Source organism: Nocardia sp. NPDC059236 (genome assembly GCF_042754085.1).
Lineage (GTDB): Bacteria > Actinomycetota > Actinomycetes > Mycobacteriales > Mycobacteriaceae > Nocardia.
This window is the reverse complement of record NZ_JBHZAF010000011.1, coordinates 75,051-100,796: the sequence shown is the minus strand read 5'-3', so window position 1 is coordinate 100,796 and position 25,746 is coordinate 75,051. Positions and strand designations below refer to the sequence as shown.

General features: G+C 65.7%; 25 protein-coding genes. 18 read left to right on the top strand and 7 right to left on the bottom strand.

Features of this window, described 5'->3' with window-relative positions; genetic code table 11:
* Nucleotides 1-50: 50 nt before the first annotated feature.
* The gene (locus ACFXIV_RS27500) at nt 51-1,208 is read right to left on the bottom strand and encodes an acyl-CoA dehydrogenase family protein (protein WP_379399090.1); all 1,158 of its coding nucleotides are present in this window, start codon (nt 1,206-1,208) and stop codon (nt 51-53) included.
* A gap of 77 nt (nt 1,209-1,285) precedes the next feature.
* Between ACFXIV_RS27500 and ACFXIV_RS27495 the strand changes: the two genes are divergently transcribed.
* The 3 genes from ACFXIV_RS27495 to ACFXIV_RS27485 are packed head-to-tail and all read left to right on the top strand — an operon-like array spanning nt 1,286 to nt 3,828.
* On the top strand, nt 1,286-2,158 hold the full coding sequence (locus ACFXIV_RS27495) for an HpcH/HpaI aldolase/citrate lyase family protein (protein ID WP_379399089.1): 873 nt from the start codon (nt 1,286-1,288) through the stop codon (nt 2,156-2,158).
* Complete coding sequence (locus tag ACFXIV_RS27490; protein WP_379399088.1) at nt 2,155-3,141, top strand: MaoC family dehydratase; 987 nt, start codon at nt 2,155-2,157, stop codon at nt 3,139-3,141. The genes ACFXIV_RS27495 and ACFXIV_RS27490 overlap by 4 nt, the downstream gene beginning before the upstream one ends.
* 54 nt (nt 3,142-3,195) lie before the next feature.
* Entirely contained in the window at nt 3,196-3,828 is a 633-nt protein-coding gene (locus ACFXIV_RS27485) for a TetR/AcrR family transcriptional regulator (RefSeq protein ID WP_379399087.1), read from the top strand.
* 63 nt (nt 3,829-3,891) lie between these two features.
* On the opposite strand, the gene ACFXIV_RS27480 is transcribed toward ACFXIV_RS27485, so the two are convergent.
* From ACFXIV_RS27480 to ACFXIV_RS27470, 3 genes are read right to left on the bottom strand one after another with little or no spacing between them, the layout of a single operon-like run.
* On the bottom strand, nt 3,892-4,155 hold the full coding sequence (locus ACFXIV_RS27480) for a cytochrome C oxidase subunit IV family protein (protein WP_379399086.1): 264 nt from the start codon (nt 4,153-4,155) through the stop codon (nt 3,892-3,894).
* Entirely contained in the window at nt 4,152-4,757 is a 606-nt protein-coding gene (locus ACFXIV_RS27475; RefSeq protein ID WP_379399085.1) for a cytochrome c oxidase subunit 3, read from the bottom strand. The genes ACFXIV_RS27480 and ACFXIV_RS27475 overlap by 4 nt, the downstream gene beginning before the upstream one ends.
* On the bottom strand, nt 4,754-5,470 hold the full coding sequence (locus tag ACFXIV_RS27470; protein WP_379399084.1) for a hypothetical protein: 717 nt from the start codon (nt 5,468-5,470) through the stop codon (nt 4,754-4,756). The genes ACFXIV_RS27475 and ACFXIV_RS27470 overlap by 4 nt, the downstream gene beginning before the upstream one ends.
* A 246-nt stretch (nt 5,471-5,716) precedes the next feature.
* Here ACFXIV_RS27470 and ACFXIV_RS27465 point away from each other — a divergent pair, with 246 nt between their 5' ends.
* From ACFXIV_RS27465 to ACFXIV_RS27415, 11 genes are all read left to right on the top strand, one after another.
* Nucleotides 5,717-7,408 carry a phytoene desaturase family protein gene (locus ACFXIV_RS27465; protein WP_379399083.1) on the top strand — a complete coding sequence of 564 codons (1,692 nt, stop codon included), beginning with the start codon at nt 5,717-5,719 and terminating at the stop codon, nt 7,406-7,408.
* 338 nt (nt 7,409-7,746) lie between these two features.
* On the top strand, nt 7,747-8,640 hold the full coding sequence (locus ACFXIV_RS27460) for an ABC transporter permease (protein WP_379399082.1): 894 nt from the start codon (nt 7,747-7,749) through the stop codon (nt 8,638-8,640).
* Between the two features lie 4 nt (nt 8,641-8,644).
* Nucleotides 8,645-9,445, top strand: coding sequence for an MlaE family ABC transporter permease (locus ACFXIV_RS27455; RefSeq protein ID WP_379399081.1), 801 nt, complete (start codon nt 8,645-8,647; stop codon nt 9,443-9,445).
* A 3-nt stretch (nt 9,446-9,448) separates the two neighbouring features.
* Complete coding sequence (locus ACFXIV_RS27450) at nt 9,449-10,546, top strand: Mce family protein (protein WP_379399080.1); 1,098 nt, start codon at nt 9,449-9,451, stop codon at nt 10,544-10,546.
* Entirely contained in the window at nt 10,543-11,556 is a 1,014-nt protein-coding gene (locus ACFXIV_RS27445) for an MlaD family protein (RefSeq protein WP_379399079.1), read from the top strand. The genes ACFXIV_RS27450 and ACFXIV_RS27445 overlap by 4 nt, the downstream gene beginning before the upstream one ends.
* Complete coding sequence (locus tag ACFXIV_RS27440) at nt 11,541-12,563, top strand: MlaD family protein (protein WP_379399078.1); 1,023 nt, start codon at nt 11,541-11,543, stop codon at nt 12,561-12,563. Before ACFXIV_RS27445 ends, ACFXIV_RS27440 begins: the two co-directional genes overlap by 16 nt.
* Before the next feature lies 1 nt (nt 12,564).
* Nucleotides 12,565-13,590, top strand: coding sequence for an MlaD family protein (locus ACFXIV_RS27435; protein WP_379399077.1), 1,026 nt, complete (start codon nt 12,565-12,567; stop codon nt 13,588-13,590).
* Nucleotides 13,591-14,610, top strand: coding sequence for an MlaD family protein (locus ACFXIV_RS27430; RefSeq protein WP_379399076.1), 1,020 nt, complete (start codon nt 13,591-13,593; stop codon nt 14,608-14,610).
* A complete protein-coding gene (locus tag ACFXIV_RS27425) occupies nt 14,607-15,566 on the top strand; it encodes an MlaD family protein (RefSeq protein ID WP_379399075.1) in 960 nt (319 codons plus the stop codon). The genes ACFXIV_RS27430 and ACFXIV_RS27425 overlap by 4 nt, the downstream gene beginning before the upstream one ends.
* Before the next feature lie 62 nt (nt 15,567-15,628).
* Entirely contained in the window at nt 15,629-16,321 is a 693-nt protein-coding gene (locus tag ACFXIV_RS27420; protein WP_379399074.1) for a hypothetical protein, read from the top strand.
* A 32-nt stretch (nt 16,322-16,353) separates the two neighbouring features.
* Nucleotides 16,354-17,337, top strand: a complete 984-nt coding sequence (locus ACFXIV_RS27415) for a spirocyclase AveC family protein (RefSeq protein WP_379399073.1) — start codon at nt 16,354-16,356, stop codon at nt 17,335-17,337.
* 28 nt (nt 17,338-17,365) lie between these two features.
* On the opposite strand, the gene ACFXIV_RS27410 is transcribed toward ACFXIV_RS27415, so the two are convergent.
* The gene (locus ACFXIV_RS27410) at nt 17,366-17,923 is read right to left on the bottom strand and encodes a TetR/AcrR family transcriptional regulator (RefSeq protein WP_379399072.1); all 558 of its coding nucleotides are present in this window, start codon (nt 17,921-17,923) and stop codon (nt 17,366-17,368) included.
* Nucleotides 17,924-18,138: 215 nt separating this feature from the next.
* Here ACFXIV_RS27410 and ACFXIV_RS27405 point away from each other — a divergent pair, with 215 nt between their 5' ends.
* The 4 genes from ACFXIV_RS27405 to ACFXIV_RS27390 are packed head-to-tail and all read left to right on the top strand — an operon-like array spanning nt 18,139 to nt 22,855.
* The gene (locus tag ACFXIV_RS27405; protein WP_379399071.1) at nt 18,139-18,543 is read left to right on the top strand and encodes an SCP2 sterol-binding domain-containing protein; all 405 of its coding nucleotides are present in this window, start codon (nt 18,139-18,141) and stop codon (nt 18,541-18,543) included.
* A 42-nt stretch (nt 18,544-18,585) separates the two neighbouring features.
* On the top strand, nt 18,586-20,133 hold the full coding sequence (locus tag ACFXIV_RS27400) for an acyl-CoA synthetase (RefSeq protein ID WP_379399070.1): 1,548 nt from the start codon (nt 18,586-18,588) through the stop codon (nt 20,131-20,133).
* A gap of 33 nt (nt 20,134-20,166) precedes the next feature.
* Nucleotides 20,167-21,432, top strand: coding sequence for a cytochrome P450 (locus ACFXIV_RS27395; RefSeq protein WP_379399069.1), 1,266 nt, complete (start codon nt 20,167-20,169; stop codon nt 21,430-21,432).
* 31 nt (nt 21,433-21,463) lie between these two features.
* A complete protein-coding gene (locus ACFXIV_RS27390) occupies nt 21,464-22,855 on the top strand; it encodes an aldehyde dehydrogenase family protein (RefSeq protein ID WP_379399068.1) in 1,392 nt (463 codons plus the stop codon).
* Between the two features lie 542 nt (nt 22,856-23,397).
* Here the strand turns inward: ACFXIV_RS27390 and ACFXIV_RS27385 are convergent.
* Complete coding sequence (locus tag ACFXIV_RS27385) at nt 23,398-24,546, bottom strand: acyl-CoA dehydrogenase family protein (protein WP_379399067.1); 1,149 nt, start codon at nt 24,544-24,546, stop codon at nt 23,398-23,400.
* 4 nt (nt 24,547-24,550) lie between these two features.
* Nucleotides 24,551-25,702, bottom strand: coding sequence for an acetyl-CoA C-acetyltransferase (locus ACFXIV_RS27380; protein WP_379399066.1), 1,152 nt, complete (start codon nt 25,700-25,702; stop codon nt 24,551-24,553).
* Between the last annotated feature and the right edge of the window lie 44 nt (nt 25,703-25,746).

Genomic DNA, 25,746 nt, shown 5'->3' with positions numbered 1-25,746 from the left:
TGGGTCGCGAGGGGTGGCGCACCACCGCCGAGCCGGTCGGATCCCGGGCTTCAGCGAGTGAGGCCGCCGCGGGAGATCAGTTGAGCGGTAATGACATTGCGTTGGATCTCGTTCGTGCCCTCGCCCACGATCATCAGCGGCGCGTCGCGGAAATAGCGTTCCACATCGTATTCGGTGGAATAGCCGTAGCCGCCGTGAATGCGCACCGCGTCGAGCGCGATCTCCATGGCGACCTCGGAGGCGTAGAACTTGGCCATCCCGGCCTCCATGTCGCAGCGGTCGCCGGCGTCGAATTTGCGGGCGGCGTGCAGGACCAGCTGCCGCGCGGCGGTGAGCTTGGTGGCCATCTCGGCCAGGTAGGTGCCGATGGCCTGGTGTTTCCAGATGGGAACGCCGAAGCTCTCGCGCTGCTGGGCGTAGGCGAAGGCGTCGTCGAAGGCGGCCTGGGCGACGCCGAGGGCGCGCGAGGCCACCTGGATGCGACCGGTTTCCAAGCCCTTCATCATCTGCGAGAAGCCCTTGCCCTCGACGCCGCCGAGCACCGCGTCCGCGGGCGCACGATAACCGTCGAAGACGAGTTCGCAGCTCTCCACGCCCTTATAGCCGAGTTTCGGCAGATCGCGCGAGACGGTAAGGCCGGGGCCGTGCTCGACGAGCATAATGCTGATGCCGCGGTGCCGCGGTTCGGCGGTCGGATCCGTCTTGCACAGCAACGCGATCAATTGTGAACGGCGGGCATTGCTGATCCAGGTCTTCGCGCCATTGATGGTGTAGCCGTCCGCATCTCGCTTGGCGGTGGTGGTCATGGCCTGCAGATCGGAGCCGCCGCCCGGTTCGGTGAGGGCCATGGTGGCCCGGATTTCCCCGGTCGCCATTTTCGGCAGATACCGCTGCTTCTGCTCTTCGGTGCCGAAGGCGAGAATCAGCTTCGAGACGACCGTGTGGCCGCCCATCGCGCCGGCCAGGCTCATCCAGCCGCGCGCGAGCTCCTCGGTGACGCCGACGTAGCACGGCATCGACACCGGCGCTTCGCCGTACGGCTCGGGAATGGCCAGGCCGTAGATGCCGAGCTGCTTCATCTGCTCGATCAGCTTCTCGGGGTATTCGTTGGCGTGTTCGAGGTCGCGAGCGACCGGGCGGACCTCGCGGTCGACCCATTCACGCACCGTCGCAACTACCTGCTGCTCCTCGGCGGACAGCTCGCTCACAGTTGACTCCTCGTGGGGCTCCGATAAGTTATCGATATACTTTAACATAGATTAAAAAGCAGAAAGGGTGGCTGTCGATGACGGAACGTCCACCGCGGAGGTCGGTCCTCTGCGTACCCGGTGGCGACGAGCGCAAGATCTGCAAGGCGATGACCGCCGGTGCGGACCAGGTCGTGATCGACCTCGAGGATGCCGTTGCGCCCGCGGACAAGGACCAGGCGCGGGCGCTGCTGGGCGCGATCGAGTGGGACGACTTCGATCGGCTGCCGTCGATCGCGGTGCGGGTCAACGCGACTCGCAGCCGCTGGTGCCACCTCGATATCGACGCGGTCGCCCGGTCGGGAATCCCGGCGAGCTCGATCGTGCTGCCCAAGGTCGAGTCGCCGGGGGATCTGGAGTTCGCCGACCGCCTGCTCGACGGGATCGAGGCCGACGGCGGTGCGCCGCTGTCCGTGGAGGCGCTGATCGAGACCGCCGACGGACTGAGCCGGATCGAGCAGATCGCCGCGACCACCACCCGGCTCACGGCGTTGATCACCGGATACGCCGATCTCGCGGCGTCACTGGGCCGGGCGGCGGGGCTGGAACCCGCGCTCTGGATCGCGGTGCAGGACAGGGTGATCACCGCCGCGCGCACCCATCGCCTGGACGCGGTGGACGGCCCGTACCTGGGCGTCGGGGTCGATGACGAATTCCGAGCGGCGGTGAGCCATGCGGCGCGGATCGGCTTCGACGCCAAATGGGCCATTCATCCCCGTCAGGTCGACATGATCAATGCCGTGTTCGAACCCTCCAGTGAGCAAGTGCACTACGCGCGCCGTGTGGTGGACGCGCTGGCGGCGGCCCATGACAGCGGCCGTGGCGCAGTGGAACTCGACGGCCAGATGATCGACGAGGCGGTCGCGGTGGCCGCGCGCCGGACACTGCTCAAGACGGCGGTGGCGCAATGAACGCGGAAGGACCGTACTTCGAGGAGCTCGAGCGCGGGCAGGTGTTCGACGGTGCGCCGGCGGTCACCTTGACCGAAGGTCTTGCGGCGGTACATCAGTCGATCGTCGGCGACCGGCTGCGTCTTCCCCTCGACCACGGGCTGTCGGTAGCGGTGACCGGTGCTCCGGGGCTGGCACACCCCGCCTTGGTGTGGGATATCGCCATCGGTCAGTCGACGGTGGTCACCCACCATGTGAAGGCGAATCTGTTCTATCGAGGGCTCGCCTTCCGGCGCATGCCCCATCTGGGAGACACTCTCACCACGACCACCACGGTCGAAGGACTGCGGCAGAACCGGCGGCGCCCCGATCGCGCGCCGACCGGGTTGGTGGCCCTGCGGATTCATACCGTCGATCAACTTGGCCGAGATGTTCTCGACTTCTGGCGGTGCGCCATGCTCCCGCTGCGCGCGGATATGGAGACCGGTCGTGCTGACGATCTCGACCACCTCGGTCCGTCGGGGGAACCGGATTGGTCGGCATCGCTCGCGGCATGGGACTTCGAGACGCTGCGCCGGGCGCCGGGCGCGGCCGGGACGATTCCCGAACCAGGGCAGAAGATCGACATCGTCGGCGGCGATCTCGTCGACGGCGCCGCGCAACTCGCCCGCCTCAGTCTCAATATCGCGCGCGTGCACCATGACGAATCCGCCGCGGGGAGCAGGCGTCTCGTCTACGGTGGGCACACCATCGGCCTGGCGCTGGCCCAGGCCTCCCGGGCGTTCCCGAATCTCGCGACGGTCGTGGGATGGCACGGCTGTGACCATCTCGGGCCCGTGCACGAGGGGGACACCTTGCGTAGTGTGATCACTATCGAACGGGTGCTCCCGTCGACCACCGGTGCGCACCTGATCGAGCTTCGATCCGAGGTTTTCGCGGACGGCCGCATCGCGGGCCGTGAACGGCCGGTACTGGATTGGCGCTACGTCGCTGTATTCACCTGACCCGGTGTCGAATTTCGTTCCGGTCCCGGTGAGCATGGATGTGGGGTGAAGCGCATGGCCAGTGAAGTCGGTCGCGGCGCACGAGGGCGTGGACGCCCGGCGATGACCGCCGGTGCGGACACGCGTCAGCGTATTCTGCACGCCGCCAGGGCGGTGTTCTCCGAGGTGGGTTATCAGAGCGCCACGTTCCGTGAGATCGCGGCGCGCGCGGATCTGACCAGGCCCGCCGTCAACCATTACTTCCGGGACAAGACCGAGTTGTACACGGCGCTGTTCGAAGCGACCCGGGACGAGGTGGTCGCCGCCGGAATCGATCAGGCCAGCGAGCAGCCGACGCTGGCGGCCAGGATCTCGTCGTTCCTCGCAACTGCGGTCCACGCCGATTCGTCCGATCGTTCGTACGCACAGTTCATTTCGTCATCGCTGCTCGACTCCGTGCGCCATCCGGAGTTCCAGGAACGGGCCCTCGGCCAGCTCGACGAGTTGCGGGGATTCCTCGGTGAGACGCTGCACTCGGCCGCGGACCGGGGTGTGCTGCCGCCCGGCACCGATATCGAGGCGGTCACCGAGATGCTGATCGCGGTGATGTGGGGGATGGGCCTGTACGCGGGGTTCGTCGGCAGCCACGACGACCTCGAATCGGTTGTCGCACAGTTCACCAAGCTGCTGGAAGGCAATGGCTGGTGAGACGAACGCGGATGGCCGGCGAGAACGTTGTCTCACCGGCCATCCGCCTCAGGGGCATCCGCGCTACGCCAGGACGGACAGTGCGATCAGTATCCCGAGCACGCCGGCGATGTAGGCCTCGAACCAGGCTCGCAGGCCGCGCGGGGCGGTGCGGATGTCCATGAAGTGCAGGCCGATCAGGCGGATCTTGAAGAAGGACACCGCCAGCAGCAGGACGGTGACCGCGGATTCGGAACGATTGCCGAATTCGGTTCCGGTGAGCCAGGAAACGCCGGTGGCCGCGATCAGGACGGCCCACACCAGGCCAATGCGACGCGTGGTGGTCATGACACTCCGTTGTGCATCAGATAGAAGAGTGCGAACAGGACGATCCACAGCAGATCGACCATGTGCCAGAAGATCCCGCCGCTCTCGGCGAGCACGTGATCACGGGATTCGAGGGTCTCCTTACGGACGACGAACGCGACCCGCAGCAGAACGACGATGCCGATGAGCACGTGGAGCAGGTGGATACCGGTGAAAACGAAGTAGTACGAATAGAAGTCGTTCGTACCCACCGTATGGCCCGCGGCGAACTGACGTGACCACTCGACCGCTTTGATGACGACGAACCCGGCCGCGCACGCGGCCGCCGACAGGAACAGCGCCATCCGGGTGCGAGCCGGAGCGGTTCGGCAGGCCCGCACACCCAGGACGGCCAGCAGCGAACCGGTGAGCAGCAGCATCGTATTGATCGCGCCCAGCGTCCGGTCCAGGCCGGGCTGCCCGGGGGTGAAGGCGGCCGGATCGTGTCCACGCGTGTACATGAACACGCCGAAGAACAGCGCGAAGACGGTCATGTCTCCGATGACGAAGACCCAGATGCCCTCCTCGCCCGGAATCCGCCGCGCGGGCACCGCGACGTCGAGGTCGACGGCGGTCTGTGTCATCGGGCCGCCACGGCGGTGTCGTCGTCGGAGGTCGCGTGCGCGCCGGTGGTCGTCCACAGCAGATAGGCCAGCACGACAAACCAGACGCCGAACACGACCGCGGCCATCCAGTAGGCCAGCAGTCCGTTCCACGCGAAGACGCCGTGCTTGAAGAAGATCGCGAAACCGCCTGCGGCGAAAAGGAATCCGGTCCACAGGTTGTAGTCGGCCGCCCAGCGCGGCCACAGCGGCGTCCGGCTGCGATCGCCGAGAATGGCGAACGCGATGGCCAGCGCCATGCCGGTGACGGCCGGCCAGTTCATCACGAACGGCAGCCAGCCCGCGTCGTTGAAGGCCTGGGTGAGCTCGGGCGACCGCTGGTCGGGCCGGTAGGCGGCCACCGCGAACATGAAGACCGGCAGCAGAATCGCGACCGAGCTGATGCCGGTGCTGATCAGCATCACGTAGGTGAACGGCGAGGAGGCGCCCTCGATCTTCTTGAGCCGCACCGCCAGGATGGCGCCGAACGGGATCAGCAGGCCGGAGCCGATCATGATGATCACCAGCCCGGCCCGTTTCAGGTCGGCGTCGGTGCTCCAGAACTCCGCAACCTGCTGTGCGGACCAGCTGGGCGGCTTGGGCGGGAAGAGGCCGGCCATGATCATGCCGACGAAGAGCGAGGCCGCGAAGAGCGGCCCGCTGAGGGCACAAACTCTCTGAACACCGGTGGTCATCGTGCACCTTTCGGGTCGTGCTGTGTCGCCACGTTGCGTACGTGGCGATTCAAATCTAGATTAGAAGATGCCGATATTGACGTCAACGTTAATTAGTGGCTAGCATCACTACCTGGAGACCTTCGGTGGCTCCGATCACGATCGTCGTCAGGTGTGGGCACTGCGCCTCCGCGCAAGACCAGCGGTTTTTCTATTCCGTCTTGCATGGACGGATCCGCATCAACGAAAGAATGAGAGGTTCGATCTATGCCACCCAGTTCCAACGTGGCCGACGTCGTCGTCGTCGGCTCCGGGCACAACGGCCTGGTGGCCGCCGCCTATCTGGCCCAGGCCGGTCTCGATGTACTCGTCGTCGAGGCGCACTCGACCGCGGGTGGCATGACCGCGACGAATCCCTTCCTGCCCGAGGCTCCGGGCTACACGATCAACGAGGCCTCGATGCAGGCATCGCTGTTCCGGACCACGAATATCGACAAGGAACTCGGTCTCAGCGCCAAGTTCGGCCTGAAGCAGACCATCATCGACCCCGCCCACTATCAGCTGGCGGCCGACGGTTCGTCACTCGGACTGTGGCGCGATCCGCGCAAAACCGCGGAGGAACTGAAACGCTTCTCCCGCAAAGACGCCGAGGCCCTGCTCGATCTGTACCGCGTCATCGACGCCGCGGTCGAGATCGGCATTCCGTTGATGCAGACCAGCCCGACCCGCCCCGAGATCCGCGCGATCATGCAGGCCGCCAAGGGCATGGTGAAGAACCGTCGCGAGCTGATCGCGATCGGCCGCTGGATGGCGTCGTCGCAGACCGAGGCGATCGAGGAGAGCTTCGAGCACGACATGATCCGCGCGCCCCTGCTGATCGCGTTGCCGTTCATGCAGTTCGATCAGGACCTGAGCGGTTGGTCGCTGATCTACCTGGGTGTGCTGAGCCGCTACGGCGTCGCGATGTTCCACGGCGGCACCGGTGCATTGCCCAAGGCGCTGATCGCCAGCATCGAGTCCAACGGCGGCCGGATCCGCACCAGCTCGCCAGTCGATCAGTTGATCGTGCGCGGTGGCCGGGTCACCGGTGTGCACCTGGCCAACGGCGAAGAGATCTACGCTCGCCGCGGTGTGCTGACCGCATGCAGCCCGCGAAACACGTTGACCCGCTTGCTGCCTCAGGGCGTGTTGCCGCCGAAGCTGCAGGTGGCCGTCGACAATATCCCGACCTTGAAGCGCGGGATCACGGACTACAAGCTGAATGTCGCGCTGAAGGGCAAGATCCGGATGACGCGCCACGAGAAGTGGCGTGGCGACGGCCTGGACCTGCGCGTCGCGTGCAACTCCTATCACACCTACGAGCAGACTCTGGCCGCGATGCGCGACTGCGTGCGCGGCGATGTGCCGCAACATGTTCCGGGTCTGGGCATGGTGTCGACGGCGTTCGATGAGTCGATGGCGCCCCCCGGCAGCGACCTGTACTGGTTCTGGAGTGGATTGACGCCCAGCATCCCGCGTCTGCCGTGGGATGAGGCGAAGAAGCAGATCACCGAGAGCGTGATCAAGGATGCGAACCTCTTCTACGAGGGCGTCGAGGATCTCGAGGTGGCCCGCCGGGATCTGGCACTGCCCGATATTCAGGATCGATTCTGGGCGATCGACGGCAATGTGTACCACGTCGACCCGATCATCACCCGGTTCGGACCGCGCAAGCCCGCCGCGGGTTTCGCGGGCTACCGGACGCCAGTACCCGGCTTGTTCCTCACCGGTTCCGGCACCCACCCGGTCGCCGGCATCAGCGGCATGCCCGGTCAGAACGCGGCGAAGGCGATGCTGAAGCACTTCCGCTCCGAGGACAAGGGCCTGCGATTGTTCGGCCGTGCGGTCGAGCGGCAGCGGGAGCAGGCCATCTCCGAGCGACTGGCGGCAGTGGAGTCCATGGCCGCGGGATCCAACTAGAAGTCCGCGGGCCGGAAACCCGCACACAATTTGAAATACTGCCCTCCGGTTCACTTTCGTGAATCGGAGGGCAGTTGTGTTTATGGTCGACGATTAAATCCTACGGTATTCCGTTTTTATTGAAACATTCCGGTTGAATTTTTCAGTTCGTATCGAACTGTCTTGCGCGTAAGCCGACTTATGCTATGCTGACCGTGCAGTGACGCCGACCACATATCGTGGATGTCGGGATCGTATGTCACATATTCCGAATGAGATGGAAAGGCAAGGAGCCCCTGCTAATCCTAGATTTTTAATCTGAAGTAAAAAGTCTTCAAGTTAGGAATGCGTGATAAACAATGACGGCTACATTGCAGCCGGTAGTTGCTCCGGAACCGGCACAGAAACCAATGGAACCACCGGTGATACGGCAGCGTCCGCGATTCGGCGCTCGGGTCGTTGATTATGCGAAAGAGTCGCCGAAGCGCTCTCTCGCCACTATCGGAAGATCCGCGGAATTGACCGCTGCGGTGGTGCGGTATGCCGTTGTGGATTCGATCAAGCTGCGTATGCCGATTCATGAGGTCATCGAGCAGATGTGGTCATTGTTGAAGGTGACCGCGCTGCCGGCGTTGCTGATGGCGGTCCCGATCGGCGCCGAGGTGTCGGTCCAGGTCGGCGGCATCATGAACCAGGTCGGAGCCAACTCGCTGGCCGGCGCCGCGAGCGGGCTCGGCGTGGTCGGGCAGGGCGCGCCGATGGCGGCCGGTCTGCTCATGAGTGGCGCGGCGGCCTCCGCCATCGCCTCGGACCTGGGCGCCCGATCGATCCGGGAAGAGATCGACGCCATGCGCGTGATGGGTGTCGACCCGGTCGAACGCCTGGTGATGCCGCGGTTCCTCGCCATGATCGCCATCGCGCCGATGCTGTGCATCATCATCATCTCGGCCGGCGTGGGTGCGGGCCTGATCATCTCCGCCAATGTCAATCACGTTGTCCCCGGCAGCTTCTGGCAGTCCTTCGGTGCCTTCGCGACACCCACCGACTTGGTGTTCTCCGTCCTGAAAGCCCTGATATTCGCCACGATCGTGGTGTTGATCGCGAGCCTGCGCGGATTGGAGGCGAAGGGCGGGCCCAAGGGCGTGGCCAATGCCGTGAACGCCTCCGTGGTCCTCAGCGTCTTCTGCATCTTCATTACGAATCTGTTGGTGAGCCAGCTGCAGATGATGTTCTTCCCGGCACGGTTGGCGTGAACGAATGATTACTCGTGCCTTCGGTGAAATCGGTCAGGTGACGGTCTTCGTCACCAAGACGATCTACCTGCTGCCCAAGACGATTCGCCACTATCGCCAGGCGACGTGGAAAACCATGAACAACATGGCGTGGGGCAGCGGTTCGCTCATCGTCGACGGTGGCGTGGTGAGCCTGATGTTCTTCCTCGGTGTGGCGGTCGGCGCCGTGGTGGCGATCGAGGCGTTCATGGCGTTGGACCTGCTCGGGTTCGGTCCGCTGACCGGCATCATCGGGTCATTCGGCAATATCCGGGTGATCGCGCCGATCGTCACCGGTATCGGGTTCGCGGCGCAGGCTGGTTGCCGGATGACGGCGGAGATCGGCGCCATGCGGATCTCGGAGGAGATCGACGCCACGGAATCGATGGGCCTGCAAGCGATTCCATTCGTGGTCGGGACGCGATTGATCGGCGGCATGCTCGTCGTGCTGCCGGGCTATCTGATGGCCCTGGTGATCAGCTTCATCACCGGCGGCATCATCGTGAAGACCTTCCACGGGCAGCCGGCCGGGACCTATGACCATTACTTCGCTCAGTTTCTGAGCCTCCCGGACCTGGGCGCTTCGGTGATCAAGGCGGTCACCTTCTGCGCCGTGGTGACCATCATCCACTGCTACTACGGGTATTTCGCCAGCGGCGGTCCGGCCGGTGTCGGCGCCGCGTCGGGACGGGCGATCCGAGCCAGCCTGGTCGCGATCGTGGTGCTGAATTTCTGCATGACGGTTGCCATCTGGGGGCTGAGCCCGCTTCTGATCTTCAAGGGATAGGCAATGGGGAAGACGAGAAATCAGGACTTCTTACGGGGGACGGACAGTCAGCAGGCGCGCGTGGTGAACGTCGCGGCCGCCGCGGTGATCGTGGTGGTGACGATCGCGATCGTCGCGGCCGTCTGGGTCCGCCCCCGCTACGAGAAACCCGACGGACTACCGGTGAGTGTCGACGTGCCCTACGTCGGCCCGGGTGTCGGCAAGGGCACCAAGGTGATTCTGCACGGCGCCGAGGTCGGCGAGGTCTCCGGCCTCGACCGGACCCGCAGCGGCTCGCTGCGGATGAGCCTGCTGCTGAGACCGGATCAGATCCACGGACTGACCGACTCGTTCGAGGTCGACTTCCGGCCTGAGAACTACTTCGGTATCACCGCGGTGAACCTGGTCAGCAAGTCCGGCGGTGGCAACCTGGTCGCGGATCGGGTGCTCGACCGCATGCCGGCCGGTGACTTCACCATGTCCACGATGCTGGAAAAGGGTTCGCTGGCGATCGACGGCACGCTGACCTTGTCCATGATCACGACCCTGGACAAGGTCATCCGCTACACCGACGGACTGACCCCGCTGATCCAGACCGGCATCGTGGTCGCGGATCGCGCCGCCAAGACACAGCAGGCGATGCCGAGCGAGCTGCTCGGGCGCGCGAACGACATCCTCGCGGTGCTCCCGGCCTTCAGCGGCCAGACGGTCGACGCGCTGTGGGCCCTGTTCGACATCAGCTTCAACAAGGCGCCCGACGGCAGCTTTCACGTCGACGACGAAGCCATGGACCAGGCCGACCAGGGTCTGTACCTGGCCGCCAACAACCTCTTCGGCTCCGCGGGCCGCCTGCTCGCCTCGCACCAGACCGAACTGACCCCGGTGACGCAGCTGGTCCAGGCGCTGACCGACACGGTGCCGCAGCTGCTGGACGGCGGTGCGGCGCTCGGGAAGCTCTCGACACTGGTCGACCGGTACAACGGCGCGTTCAGCGGTCCGGACGGCGCCAAGACCCTGAATCTCCGTCTGGTACTGGACAATCTGCCGATGCTGGCGGCGCCGCTCGCCCTGACGGGCCTGCCGCAGGCACCGCAGGCACCGCAGTCGGAGGTGCCGCGATGAGCCCGAAGGTCAAGACTCTCGTCACCCTGGCGAAACTCGGTGTCGCGGCGGTGGTCTCGGTGCTGCTGTTCGTCATCGTGATCAATGCCATCAAGAACCCGGTGGACGGCAGAACAACCAGCTACACAGCGGAATTCACCGACGCGTCGGGTCTGCACGTGAACGGCGACGTCCGTACCAAGGGCGTGCGCATCGGCAAGGTGCAGTCGGTCGAGCTGGTCCGCCGCAATGGCAGCAGCATCGCCGAGGTCGGCTTCTCGCTCGAGCAGCCGTACCGCCTCACGGACAACACAGTGCTGGCCGTCAAGTACCAGAACCTCACCGGTGTCCGCTACGTCGACCTGGAGACGCCCGAGCAAGCGGGCAAGCCGGTCGATCACCTGGGCACCGCGATGACGCGGCCGTCGTTCGATATCACGCAGCTGTTCAACGGATTACAGCCCGTGCTCAGCACCATGAGCACCGATCAGATCAATACCTTCACCCAGAACGCGATCTCACTGCTGCAGGGAGATGGCGGCGGTCTGACCCCGATGCTGGACAGCGTCCAGAAGCTCGCGGATCTGGCTCATGACCGCGAAGCGGTCATCTCGACCCTGGCCGCGAACCTCTCCCGGATCTCGGATTCGATGGGCGGCAGGTCGCCTCAGGTGATGGATTTCGTTCAGTCGCTGAGCATTCCGATCGGCAAGGCCATGACGGTGCTGGACGAGTTCCGCAAGACCGCCACGTTCGGGCCGCAGTTCATGGCGCCGGTGCACCAGTTGATCATCGAACTCGGTTTGAACAAGGACTTGGACGTCGACACGATGCTGATGCAGGCGTTCCAGTCGATGCCCGCCGCGGCCGACGCCCTGCGGCTTCTGCCGATGGCCTTCGCCGGACTGCAGCTACCCCAGCTGTCGGCGCAGCCAGGTGCGATGGCGTGCAGCAATGGCGTCGCCACCCTTCCGACCGAGGTGCGGGTCCTCTTGAACAACAGCGAGGTCGTGGTATGCAACGCGCACTGAGGAATTCGGCCGGCGTCACCGGCCCGCTGGCGATCGTCCGCCGCATCGGTCACAACGAGATGTTGCTCGGCGCGGTGGTGGTCCTCGTCGCCGTCGTCGCCCTCGCGGCCACGAGCGTGCTGTACCTGCACCCGCTGAACCGCAGGACGATCGCGTTCGAGACGACCGACGCCTCGTCGCTGTCCACCGGTGAAGAGGTCCGCGTCGCGGGCATCACCGTCGGCAAGGTCACCAAGGTGTCCATTCAGCCGAGCACGGTGCGGGTGGAGGCCGAGGTCTCCGCCGACACCTTCATCGGGTCCGACTCGCGGGTTCAGGTCCGGATGCTGACCCCGGTCGGGGGCTACGCGGTGACCGTGGTCCCGCTCGGCACTGCGGCGCTGGGCGATACGGTGATCCCGGTCGACCGGGTCGTGGTGCCGTACTCGATCGGTGATGTCCTGCAAGCCGCTCCCCAGGTCACCGACAAGGTCGACGGCGGCACCATCGATGCCAATATCGATCAGGTCGCCCAAGCGCTGCAACACAATCCGGAATCCATCGGCTCGATGATCTCCGGCATGAACAGCATCGCGACCGTGCTGGACCAGCAGCGGGAACAGGTCCGCGCTATCACCGATCTCGCCGCGGAGTATCTGCAGACCTTCAATGGCAGCAGGGATTTCGTCTACGAGCTGATCCGGCAGATCGAAATCGTCCTCAGCACCTACAACACCTGGCACGCCGGCTTCAACGAGGCGTACCACCTGCTCGGCGACACGCTGGACCGGATCCAGCCGCTGCTGAAGTTCTATCTCAACCATAAGGAAGAGGTGCTGTCCGCGGTCACCAACATTCGCGGCGCCATCGAGGGCTTCCAGCAGAACATGGGTCCGGCGATCGACCAGTTGCAGGGCCTGCGGGACCGGCTCGTCGCCTGGCTGGGGCCCGACGGCCTCGCCACGGTCAGCGGGGGAGCGATCTCGGCCGCGGCGCTCTGCGTCCCTGTTCCAGGACGGACCTGCTGACATGACCATGAAACGCAAACGACTGATCATCACGGTCGCGGCCGTGAGCGTCACCGCCGCCGTCGCGGGCGGGGGCTATGCCGTGGCCGCGCGAGTCACACCGGAGAGCCGGTCCGGCTTCTGCGCGGCTATGCCCGACGCGGTCGGTCTCTACGCCGGAAACCCCGTGACCCAGATGGGTTACCGGATCGGGCGGATCGACCGCATCGAGCCGAAGGGCGACCACGTGGAGGTCACCTTCTCGCTGACCTCCGACCGCCGGCTCCCGGCCGATGTGAAGGCGGTGACCAGGTCGAAGTCCCTGCTGGCCGATCGTAGTCTCGAACTCGTCGGAAACTATGGATCCGGGGCGCAGCTCGCCTCCGGCTCCTGTATTCCGCTGTCGCACAGCTTCACTCCGAAGAGCATTTCCGAAATCGCGGGATCTGCCGCCGATTTCATCGATGCGATGGCGCCGGCCGACGGCAAGCAGAGCTTCCAATCGGCGGTCGCGGGTTTCGACGACGCCATGCGCGGCAACGATCAGAACGCCCGCGCCCTGCTGCAGCACGCCGCCTCCGCCGCGCAGAGTCCGGACCAGCTGATCTCCGATATCGGTTCCAGCATCATGAATATGGCGCCGCTGACCGACGAGGCCCTGCGGCGCTGGGCGATCCTGCGGTCGATCCTGGACCAGATGCCGGGGGTGCTGGCGGCGGGCATCGACCTGTGGTCCGGGCCCACCTCGGTCGCCTACAACGTCGGCTGGCTGGTCGCCACGCTCAATGACATCCAGCACAACTACGGTGACACGCTCTGGCCGTTCATGAAGGGCCCGGTGGCGGATGTCATCCATCTCGCCGCGACACGGTCGAAAGACATTGCGAGCCTGCTGTCGTCGATCCCGCCGGTGGCCGCGATGCTGCGGCAGCAGTCGGGTGCGGACGGTCTGACCATGAGCTATCAGCCGCCGACGGTCGACATCGGCTCGGGGGCACCGGTTCCGGTGACGGGACTGCTGGACCTGGTTCTCGCGAAAGGCAAGTAGATGAATCATTCGACGAGGCTCAGGGCAGGGCTCGGCGCGATCTTCTTGTGCGGCACGGTCCTCGTGACGACATCGTGCTCACTGGGGCCCAACGATCTGCCGTCGGTGCGCGGCGGCGTCGACAACGGATACGACATCACCCTGCAATTCGGCAGTGTGATGAATCTGCCCGCCGGCGCCGACGTCATGATGAACGGCCTGCAGGTCGGCGAGGTCAAGGCGGTGGATGTCGCCGGACAGGCGGTGACGGTGACCGCCGAGCTGAAATCCGGTACCCGGGTACCCGCCGACATCCGGGCGGTGATCCGGCAGAACACCCTGCTGGGTGACACCTACATCGCACTGGATCAGGACCCGAACCACCCCGCTACCGGTTTCCTCGATCCGGGCGGCACCGTTCCCGCGAGCCGGACGACCTCACCGCCGCAACTGGAGGACACCATGGCGGTGCTCGCCTATTTCGTCAACGGCGGCAGCATCCAGAAGGTCGAAGACGCGATGGGCCGCATCAATTCGGTGATGCCCGCGATGCAGGATGTGCGGCAGCTGGCCACGGTGGTGTCGACCGATCTGCGCGACCTGTCCGAGCACACCGGCGAGATCGACCGGATGCTCAATGGATTCGACGCCACGGCCGTCGCGATCGATGGTAAATCGTCGCTGCTGTCCACCATGTTCACCGACGACAGCACCCATTCCGGAACGTACTTCTGGCGGCGTTGGGCCGTCAGCATCGTCTCCTACGTCAGCCTGGTGCTGCCGTCCATCGGCAGCATCTTCGAAGGCGGCCTGTGGATGGTGCCCATGCTCGATTCCCTGGCGAGCGCGGGCGGGACGCTGCGCGCGCTGTGGGACGACGGACCGGCGACCACGGACAAGCTCTCCACCTTCCTGCGGGCGACGCTGCTGCCGTTCGTCCAGCATCCATCGGTGAACATCCGCTCGGTCGAAGCGCCGCAGGGCGATCAGCTCATCGGCGACGTCGAGAACGTCCTGCGCATGCTGGGGGCCGTGAAATGATCAACCGGACGGCAGTATCGGTGCTGGGCATGGCGGTCATCGCAGCCTCCTCGTTCGTGTACATGAACCATCTCGGATTGCAAACGGGCGCATTCGAACACGCGAAAACCGCGATGATGGCCGTGTCGGACACCAACGGCCTGGTGGCCGGGTCCCGGGTCCTGCTGCGCGGGGTGGCGATCGGCACGGTCACCGAGGTCGACGCGTCGGCCGACCACATCGAGGTCGCGTTGAAATACGACGACGGGTATCACATTCCCGCGGGCAGCCGCTTCCGCATCGACAACCTCTCGGCGCTCGGCGAGACCTACCTCGCCGTGCTGCCCGACACCGAGGCCGGGCCCTACCTGAGCGATCACGCCACCATCGACACGAAGCAGATCGTTGTGCCCACGACCTTCAAGGAGCTCTCGGCACGGCTCACGCGGCTGCTGGAACAGGTTGATCCACAACGGGTTCAGGACATCTTCCATATGCTCGACGTCGCTCTCCCGGACGATAGCCGGGTCCTCGGCGATCTCGAGCAGGCCGGTGAACTCCTCGCGTCCACCATTACCCAGCAGTCCGGGAATCTCACCACACTGCTGAAGGCACTGCAGCCGCTGCTGCTGCAGAGCGATTCGGTACCGGGCGATCTGGCGGGCGCCGCGCCCGACATGGTTGGGTTCGCGCAAGGTCTGACCGACGTGATCGAAGGCATGCACTTCGCGGTCGACTTCGGGCCGCTGCGCGACGGCATCAAATACGGTGCCAGTCCGTTCCTCGACGATCTGCAGGGCTTCCTCGACAAGTCCGCCGGGGATCTGCAGGTAATTGGTGTCGATCTGCTGCCCGGAGTCCGGGCCGGGGCCGCCGCGATGCGGACGGTGAATCTGGGGCAGGTCCTCGACAACGCCCTCGCCGCAACCGCCTCGGGTGACGCGGTGGCCATCCACGTCCAGATTCCGGGGAGGTGATACCGCGCCGCATGCCGACCGAAATCCCACGCCGACAAGACATTTCAGGAAAGAACATGGACATGAGCAAGAAGTCAGCAGTGCTGGACGACACCCTTCGCGACGAGGACTCCACCGCAGCCGGGATCGACGCGACCACCGCGAAGAGCGATGCCGGACGCTCGCACCTCGGCGCGGCGGTCCGCCGCGGCCGGCTGGCGGGCGAATCCACCGTCACTCTCAAGACGCTCGTGACAGCCGGAGTGCTCGCGGCACTGGTTGTCACGACCGGCGTGCTCGGCTGGCAGGTGCACGCGAAATCGAATGACGTCGACAGCATGCGTGCCGCCGACTCGCAGCGCGCCCATGCCGAACAGGTCGCGCTCGACTATGCGACGGCGGCCGCCGATATGGACTTCCATGATCTGGCGGCCTGGCGCTCGCGGCTGACCAAGGGCACCAGCCCCGAACTGTCGAACCGGCTGACCCAGGCCGCGTCCTCGATGGAGCAGATCATCTCACCGCTGCAATGGGTTTCGACCGCCAAGCCGGTCGCCGCCAAGGCGCTGTCGGAGTCGAACGGCGTCTACTCGATCGATTGCTTCGTCAGCGTGCTGACGAAGAACAATCAAGCGCCCGACGGAATCCAGTCGACGGCCACCTACCAGCTGACCATCGACAGCCGGAACAACTGGGTGATCACCGACATCGGCGGCATCGATTCCGCGCTCGCGCCCAAGGGTTCGTCCCCGCAGACGCCACAGCAACCGAAATGACCCACCGGGCACCCTCTCGTTCGGAGAGCTACATGACGAACCCTGACATCGTCGTCGCCACCACGGCGGCACCGACCGACGACCGCCGTAAAGGCGCTGTCACCGTGTGGGCCCTGGCGGGTGCGGTCTGGCTGATCATCAGCGCGCAAGCGTATGTGCGCTGGATGCTTTCGGACAGCCAGTTCGCACCCGCCCCGGTGCTCGGCCCGGATGAACTGGAGCCGTGGCGGCTGGTGGGCATCCGCGTGTTGGAGGTCGCCAGCACCGCGGTGCTGGCCGGCTTCCTGTGGTTCTGCGTCGTCAAACCGTGGCGCGCCTCCGGAAAGCTCAGCCTGGACGGCAAATTCGTCCTGGGCGGGCTGGTGGCGTTCGCGGCGGACGTGGTGCTCAACCTGCGCGCCTACGTCTTCGCCTGGAACGCCCACAGCGTCAACCTCGGCAGCTGGTCGCCGTTCATGCCCCTGCACGACCCGGCGGTGTCCGGGCGGTACGCCGAGGCGCTGCTGTGGGGGCCGCCGATGTACGTGTACTTCTGCGCCGGGGTCGCGATCGTCGCCTGCGTCTACGCGAACAAGCTGCGCGCCCGGTTCCCGGCCATGAGCAATGTGACGCTGTTCGGCCTGGTCTGGCTCGGCGAATTCTTCTTCGATCTCGTCGTCGAGGTCGTGATCATGCGGGCCACACACGCGTACGCGTATGTGCGGACCTTCCGCGTGCTCACCCTCTGGCCCGGGCAGATCCACCAATTCCCGCTCACCGAAGCCATTTTCGTGGCGACCCTGGGCTGTCTGTACACGTGGATGCGCATGGCGGCCCAGGAGCATCCCGACGGGCTGTCACCGGTCGAGCGCGGCTTCGAGCGCTGGCCGGCGCGGTGGCAGGGACCGATCCGAACCTTGGCCGTCATCGGATTCTGTTCGGTCGCAACGATTCTGATCTACCACCTGCCGACCAACTGGGTCGGGCTGACCGGTGACTCCGTTGTCGATCTGCCGTCGTACATGCGCGCGGGCTGAGCGACCGGTGCGATACCGGCCGCCCCGGCTACCCTGCCTGCGCCGGGGAGTCCGCTCGTCGTTCGACGACGTCCCGCAGCAGCCTGCGCAACACCCATTCCAGTGGGCTCGTGTCCTCACCGGTATCGAGTTGCTGATAGCCGACGAGCAGGTAGATGCCCCACCGCGCATGGTTGAGCGCCTCTTCCTCGTCGTCGAACACGGCCCGGACCGCCTCCAGCACCACCTGGGTGCGCAGCGCGTCGGCGGTGTCCTGGACGGCGCGCACCTTGGGGTCGGCCCGGCTCCAGACCCGGATCGCGGCCTCGGCCCGATGGGGGAGGGCGAGGGTGAATTGCAGCAGGGCCTCGAGCTGGTCGACCGCATCGCCGCGCTGCTGCGCCATGGTCACCAATTGCGTCGTGCTCTCGGTGAGCCAGTGATCGAGGAACTGCGACGTGAAATCGTGCCAGTTCTCGAAGTAGTGATAGAACGACCCGGTGGTCACGCCGAGGCGGCGGCACAGCGGGGCCTGCTTCAGCGCGCTGTAGCCCTCCTCGGACAGCAGCTCGAAGGCGGCATCGAAGTAGTCCTGCTTGACGGCCATGAGTCTCCATCGGTACTTGTGCGTAAGTCGACTTATGCTTACGATACTCCCATCGCATGTGGGGCGCGCCACACCGGTGGCGGCGCAGTCGGACGGCCCCTCGAATCGGGTCCGAATCAAACGGTCGGGTGGGCACCACCCGAATCGCCGACAGAAATTTAATCAAAGTTATATTCTGAGAACTGGGGCGCGCGTCGTCCCGGAGAGGAATCGAGATGGCCTTCAAGGACGCGGACGAGGTGCGCAAGTACATCGGGGGAATCTTCGAGGCCGCCTTCGCGGACCCCGAGATCGGACCGAAGCTGGCGGCGACCGGAGTGGTGCTCGGATTCGAGTTCTCCGATCCGGAGGCATACCTCGTCGTCGACGCGCCCGCCAAGCGGGTGGAGTCGGGGGCGGACCACTTCACCCGCTCGACCGCCACCATGCGGATGACGGCCGACATCGGCAATGCCTACTGGCAGGGCAAGGTGAACCTGCCGTTCGCCATGGCGCGCGGCAAGATCAAGGTCGGGGGCAATGTGGCGAGCATGCTCAAGCTCGCACCGCTCGGCAGCAAGCTGTACCCGGTCTACCTCGACAGCCTCCACCGGGACGGGCGCGCGGACCTGCTGGTCTGACCCAGGCCCAGCGCGACGAATCGAGCGAAGAGGTATCGCACCATGTTCCCAGGCGTACACGCCCTTTCGACCCCGGACAAACCCGCCGTGGTGATGGCCGGCACGGGCCGGATGATCACCTACCGTGAGCTGGACGAGAATTCGGCCCGGCTGGCCCGGGTCCTGCACGACCTCGGCCTCCGTCCGGGCGACGTCCTGGCGATGTTGTCCGACAATTCGCCGGAGTGTTTCGAAATCTATTGGGCCGCATTGCGATCCGGCCTGTACATCACGGCGATCAACCGGCACCTGACCGCCGCGGAGGTGGCGTACATCGTCGACGACAGCGATGCGAAGGCAGTCATCGCCTCCGCCGGGATCGCCGACCTCGCGCTCGCCGTGCGGGAATCGGCACCGGAGGTCGAGCACTGGTTCGCCTTCGGCGGCCCGGTCGCGGGCTACCGTTCCTACGAAGACGCGCTGGCCGCCGCGGGGGAGAGGCTCGCCGAACAGCCGCGTGGTGCGGACATGCTGTATTCGTCCGGAACCACCGGCCGGCCCAAAGGCATCAAGCCGCCGCTGCCCGAGCTGACGGTCGACCAGCCCGGCGATCCGCTGACCATGGCGCTGGGAAAGCTGTTCGGCATCAACGCATCCGACGTCTATCTCTCGCCCGCGCCCATCTACCACGCCGCTCCGCTGCGGTGGTGTGGTGTCGTCCAGGCCTACGGCGGCACCGTGGTCGTGATGGAGAAGTTCGGCGCCGAGGAATTCCTGCGCGCCATCGAGCAGTACCACGCGACGGTCACCCAGGTGGTGCCGACCATGTTCGTGCGGCTGCTGCAACTGCCCGCCGAAACCCGGTCGGCATACGACCTGTCGAGCCTGCGCCTCGCGGTGCACGCGGCGGCGCCGTGCCCGCCCGAGGTCAAGCGCGCGATGATCGACTGGTGGGGGCCGATCGTCGCCGAGTACTACGGCTCCACCGAAGGCAACGGTCTCGCTGTTGTCAGCGCGGCCGAATGGGAGAAGAGGCCGGGTTCGGTGGGGCGCAGCATCCTCGGGCCGGTGCACGTCTGCGACGAAGACGGAACGGAGCTGCCGGCCGGTGAGGTAGGCACGGTCTACTTCGAGCGCGAGACCTTGCCTTTCGAGTACCACAAGGACCCCGAGAAGACTGCTGCCGCACAGCATCCCGAGCACCCGAACTGGACCGCCGTCGGAGATCTCGGCTATGTCGACGAGGACGGGTATCTCTTCCTGACCGACCGCAAGTCGTTCGTGATCATCTCCGGCGGGGTGAACATCTACCCGCAGGAGGTCGAGAACGTGCTCACCCTGCACCCCGCGATCTTCGACGTCGCCGTCATCGGGGTGCCCGATCCGGTGATGGGCCAGCAGGTGAAGGCGGTCGTGCAACTGCACCCCGGCGTCGCCCGCGGCGACGACATGGCCGAGGAGATCATCGACTACGCGCGCGACCGCGTCGCGCACTACAAGGCGCCCAAGAGCGTGGATTTCGTCGAATCCCTGCCCCGCACGGCCACCGGCAAGCTCGTCAAGCGCGAGCTGGAAAAGCTGTACAGCTCCGCATCGTCCGCCCAGAGCTGAAGATGCTCAACCGATTTCAGAGGAAGTGCTGACATGACCACGGCAATCACACCGCCCACCCGGGCCTACGATCCGCTGAGCATCTCCCCGCTGGCCTTCTGGTCGAAGACCGCGGAGGAGCGCGACGAGACGTTCCGCGTGCTGCGCGCCGAACGCCCGATCAGCTGGCACCCGCCCATCGAGGGCGCGCTCATGCCGCCGGAGAACGAGGGTGTCTGGGCGGTGACGAGTCACCGCCTGATCACAGAGGTGAGCAAGAAGCCCGATATCTTCTGCTCGGGCCTGGGTATTCAGCTCGAAGAGGTGCCCGCGGACATCCTCGAGGCCGCCTCCTCGTTCCTCGCGATGGACGCGCCCCGGCACCCTGCCCTGCGCAAGCTCATCAGCTCCGCGTTCACCCCCAAGCAGGTTGCGAAGATCCACGACCAGATCAAGAGCCAGGCGCGCGTTATCGTCGACGACCTGCTGCGGATCGGGAGCGGTGAATTCGACTTCGTGGAGCAGGTTTCCAAGCGACTGCCGATGTGGACCATCTACGAGATGGTCGGGCTGCCGGCGTCGTTACGGGAAGAAGGCGCCCGCATGGCCGACTCCATGGTGGCCTGGGCCGACGAGGAAGTCACCGGTGGCAAGGCACCCGTCGAGGCGCTCAACGATTCGCTCGTCGGATTGCTCATGATGGGCATGGATCTCGCCGAAGAGCGGCGTCGCAACCCGCAGGCCGATCTCATGACCAACCTCGTCGAGGCCGAGGTCGACGGTGTGAAGCTGACCGACGAGGAGATCGCCTCGTTCTTCGTGCTGCTGTCGGTGGCCGGCAACGACACCACCCGCAACACCATCTCGCTGGCGGCCAAGGCACTGCACGACTTCCCCGCACAGAAAGCGCTGCTGACCGAGGACTTCGAGGGCCGGATCGGCACTGCCATGGAGGAATTCGTCCGCTGGGTCACCCCGGTGATGACCTTCCGGCGCACCGCGACCCAGAACACCGTCCTCGCCGGCCAGGAGATCAAGAAGGGGGAGTGGGTCGCCACGATCTTCTCCTCCGGCAACCGTGACGAGACGGTGTTCACCGATCCGCACCTGTTCGACATCACACGGTCGCCGAACCCCCACGTCGGATTCGGTGGCGGCGGCCCGCACTACTGCATGGGCAACTTCGTCGCCAAGATCCAGCTGCGCGAGATCTTCGAGCAGCTGCTGCACCGCGCGCCGAACCTGCAGTTCGGCGAACCCTCGTACATGGTCGGCAATTTCGTGCGCTCGGTGAAGCACCTGCCCGCGACCCTGGGCTGAACGACCGATATCGGAACAAAGAGGTGACGATATGTCCACACCTGCCACTGCGACAGCGGCGGACGTCCCCGCGGTCATGGACCGGGCCCGGCGTGCCTACGCGACCGGTCGAACCCGAGACCGGGAATGGCGTGTCACACAACTGAAAAGCCTGATTCGGCTGCTCGACGAACGCGAGGAGCAGCTCGCCGAAGCGCTGCACAGCGATCTCGGGCGCAGCCGCGCTGAAGCCTGGTTCGGCGATATCGCGTCGACCCGCGGCGAGGCCGTGTACGCGGTCAAGCACGTCGGCAGCTGGATGCGCCGGCAGCGACAGCCGCTGCCGCTGATCCAATACCCCGGATCGGCCTGGGTCCAATATGAGCCGCTCGGTGTGGTTCTCATCATCGGCCCGTGGAACTACCCGGTCGTGCTGACCCTCGGACCACTGATCGCCGCCCTCGCCGCGGGCAACTGCGCGGTGATCAAGCCCTCGGAGCTGGCCCCGGCCACCTCGGCGCTGCTGGCTCGGCTGGTGCCCGAGTACTTCGACGCCGAAGCGGTCTCCGTGGTCGAGGGCGATGCCGCCGTCACGCAGGAACTGCTGGCACAGGGATTCGATCACGCGATCTTCACCGGCGGCACCGAGGTGGGCAAGAAGATCATGGCCGGTGCCGCCCCGACGCTGACCCCGGTCACGCTGGAACTCGGCGGCAAGAGCCCCGTGGTCGTGGCCCACGACGCCGATCTCGACGTGGTCGCCCGTCGCGTCGCCTGGGTGAAGTTCATGAACTCGGGGCAGACCTGTATCGCGCCGGACTACGTCCTGGCCGATCACCGGATCCGGGATCGCCTGGTGGACAAGATCATCGCCACCGTCGCCGACTTCGAGCGGGACGGCGGGTCCGACGGCCGCCGGATCGTCAACGAACGGCAGTTCGACCGCCTTGCGGGCTACCTGGAGAAGACTCAGGGCAAGATTGCACTCGGCGGCCGGGCGACTCGTTCGTCGCTCTCGATCGAGCCGACCATCGTGGTCGATCCGCATCCCGAGGAACCGGTGATGCAAGAGGAGATCTTCGGTCCGATCCTTCCGGTGCTGTCGTACGAAACGCTGGACGATGCCATCGAATTCGTGAACTCGCGGCCGAAACCCCTGGCGGCGTACTTCTTCAGCAAGTCCGGCCCGGTGCAGCGCCGGCTCGTCGACGAAATCCCGTCCGGCGGTGCGGTGATCAACCACATCGCCATGCACTTCCTAGTGCCGCAGCTGCCGTTCGGCGGCGTCGGAGCCAGTGGTATCGGCGCCTACCACGGCCGCTGGGGATTCGAGGCGCTCAGCCATCGGAAATCGGTGCTGCGCAAGACCTTCCAGCCGGACCCGAAGTTCACCTACCCGCCCTACGCCGCGTGGGCCCTGAAGGTCATGCGAAAGATCTTCTGACCCCGCCGAATACCCCTTGCCGCGAATCCCAACCTTCGACGGCAAGGCCGGCGCGCCCCGGGCTCCGCCTGCCCCATAGAACCACCGTTCACGGAGCCCGGGGCGCACCATTTCACAACACGTGGCCATCTCGGCCGCTCGACTCCTTGCCGCCGGTGGGTGACAGCGCGGCAAGGATATAGGCTCCAGGAACGGCGCCTCTCGCGATCATCTGCCGTTCCCGGAGACCGAACACGTCGTGGCCCGCGGTCCGGACACCGCCGGGCCACGACGGCGACCCCTGGCCCCGAGTCACTACCCCCACTCGCGGCCAGGGTCTGCGTGCCCCGGGACCTACGAGCCACCAACGACTGGTCCCGGGGCACGTGTCGTCCACCGACGCCTCGTTGTATCCGCCCGAGCAACGAGGTAACACACCCTGCGATCCGTATCTCGGAACATGACGGCTCGCAGCGCAAGACGAAGGCCCCGAACCCGCCGTGCGGGTTCGGGGCCTTCGTTTCAGGCGGTCTCCTCTGTTGTGCGCGAAGGCCTTCCGAAGATCAGCGGACGATGGCCCGGCCGATCAGGTCCTTCATGATCTCGGTGGTGCCGCCGTAGATGGTCTGCACCCGGGTGTCGATGTACGCCTTGGCGACCGGGTATTCGGTCATGTAGCCGTAGCCGCCGTGCAATTGCAGGCAGCGGTCGACGACGCGTTTCTGGAGTTCACTGAGATACCACTTGCCCTTGGCCGCGTCGATCGGATCGAGCTCGCCAGCGTTGTAGGCGAGCACGGACCGATCCACATAGGTCTCCGCGATCTCGACCTCGGTCTGCATCTCCGCGAGTTCGAAACGGACATGCTGGAATTCGGCGATCGGCTTGTCGAAGGCGCGGCGCTGCTTGCAGTACTCGATGGTGAGGTGGAGGATCGCCCGCGTGGTCGCCATCGCCTTGGCGGTGACCCCGAGGCGTTCCCGCGGTAGGTGACTCATCAGATACTGCAGGCCCTTGCCCTCTTCGCCGAGCAGATTCGCGTGCGGCACACGCGCATTGTCGAAGAACAGCTCCGCGGTGTCCTGTCCGGGCAGGCCGATCTTGTCCAGCTTGCGGCCCCGCTGGAATCCGGGCGTATCCCGCTCGACGACGAACAGGCTGAACCCGCGCGAACCGGCGTCCGGATCGGTGCGCGCGGCGAGCACGACCAGGTCGGCCATGATGCCGCTGGAGATGAAGGTCTTCTGCCCGTTGACGATCCAGTGATCGCCATTGCGCACCGCGCTGGTGCGGATACCACGCAGGTCGCTGCCCGCGCCCGGCTCGGTCATGGCGAGGGCGCCGATGGTGTCGCCCGAGGCGTACCCGGGCAGCCACCGCTGCTTCTGCTCGTCGTTGGTGAGGTCGAGCAGATAGTGCAGGACCAGATCGTCCTGCAGGCTCACCGTCACGCCGAACGACAGCGCGTTGATGCGAGCGACCTCTTCACAGACCACCATTCGAAACCGGTAATCGTGCACGTCCGAACCACCGTAGGCTTCCGGGATCTCGAGACCGTACAGTCCTGCCGCGGCGGCCTTCTTGAACACCTCACGGTCGATCCAGCGGTCCTCGTCCCACTTGTCCTTGTAGGGCACGACCTCACGCTCGAGGAAGGCCCTGACGGTTTCGCGGTACGCTTCCTGGTCGGCCTCGTACAGGGTGCGACGCATAGGTTCAGAGCCTTTCGATAATGGTGACGTTGGCCTGGCCGCCGCCCTCGCACATGGTCTGCAGACCGAAACGGCCGCCGGTGCGCTCGAGTTCGTGCAGCAGCGAGGTCATGAGACGGGCGCCAGTGCAGCCGATCGGGTGGCCGAGCGCGATGGCGCCGCCGTTCGGGTTGACCTTGGCCGGGTCGGCGCCGATCTCGGCGAGCCAGGCGAGCACGACCGGCGCGAACGCCTCGTTGATCTCGACGGCGTCGATGTCGTCGATGCTCATGCCGGCTCGCTTCAGGGCGTGCTGGGTGGCGGGGATGGGCGCGCTGAGCAGCATCACCGGATCCGCGCCGCGCACCGACATGTGGTGGATGCGCGCACGCGGCGTGAAGCCGTAGCGCTCCACGGCGGCTTCGGAGGCGATCAGCAGCGCGGCCGAGCCGTCGGAGATCTGGCTCGCGACACCCGCGGTCAGCCGACCGCCCTCGCGCAGCGTCTTCAGCTGGGCCAGCTTCTCCAGGGAGGTGTCGCGTCGCGGGCCCTCATCGACGGAAATGCCTGCGAATTCGGTGATTTCGCGGGTGAAGTAGCCCGCGTCGATCGCCCGCAGCGCCCGGTGGTGGCTCTCGAGGGCGAACTCCTCATTGGCCTCGCGGCTCAGATTCCAGTGCTCCGCGATCATCTCCGCACCGCGGAACTGCGAGATCTCCTGGGTGCCGTAGCGGGACTCCCAGCCCTCGCAGCCGGTCCACGGATCCGACGAACCGAACGGCTCGCCCGCCTGGAAGGCGCACAGGATCGGGTACTGGCTCATCTTCTGCACCCCACCGGCGACGATGAGATCGCTGGTGCCGCTCATCACCGCCTGCGCCGCGAAATGCACGGCCTGCTGGGCGGAACCGCACTGGCGGTCGATCGTGACACCCGGAACCGACTCGGGCAGACCGGCGGCCAGCGCGGCGGTCCGGGCGATGTCGCCGGCCTGCGAACCGATGTTGTCGAGGCAGCCGAGAATCACGTCGTCGATATCGGCCGGGTCGAAGTCGTTGCGGCCCACCACGGTCTTGATCACATGGGCCGCCATATCGGCCGGATGCGACCGGGCGAAGCCGCCGCCACGTTTGCCAACCGCGGTGCGAACGGCATCGATGATGTACGCCTCGGGCATGAGTGTCTCCTGATGGTCGAGCGAATTAATTTAATATAGACTCA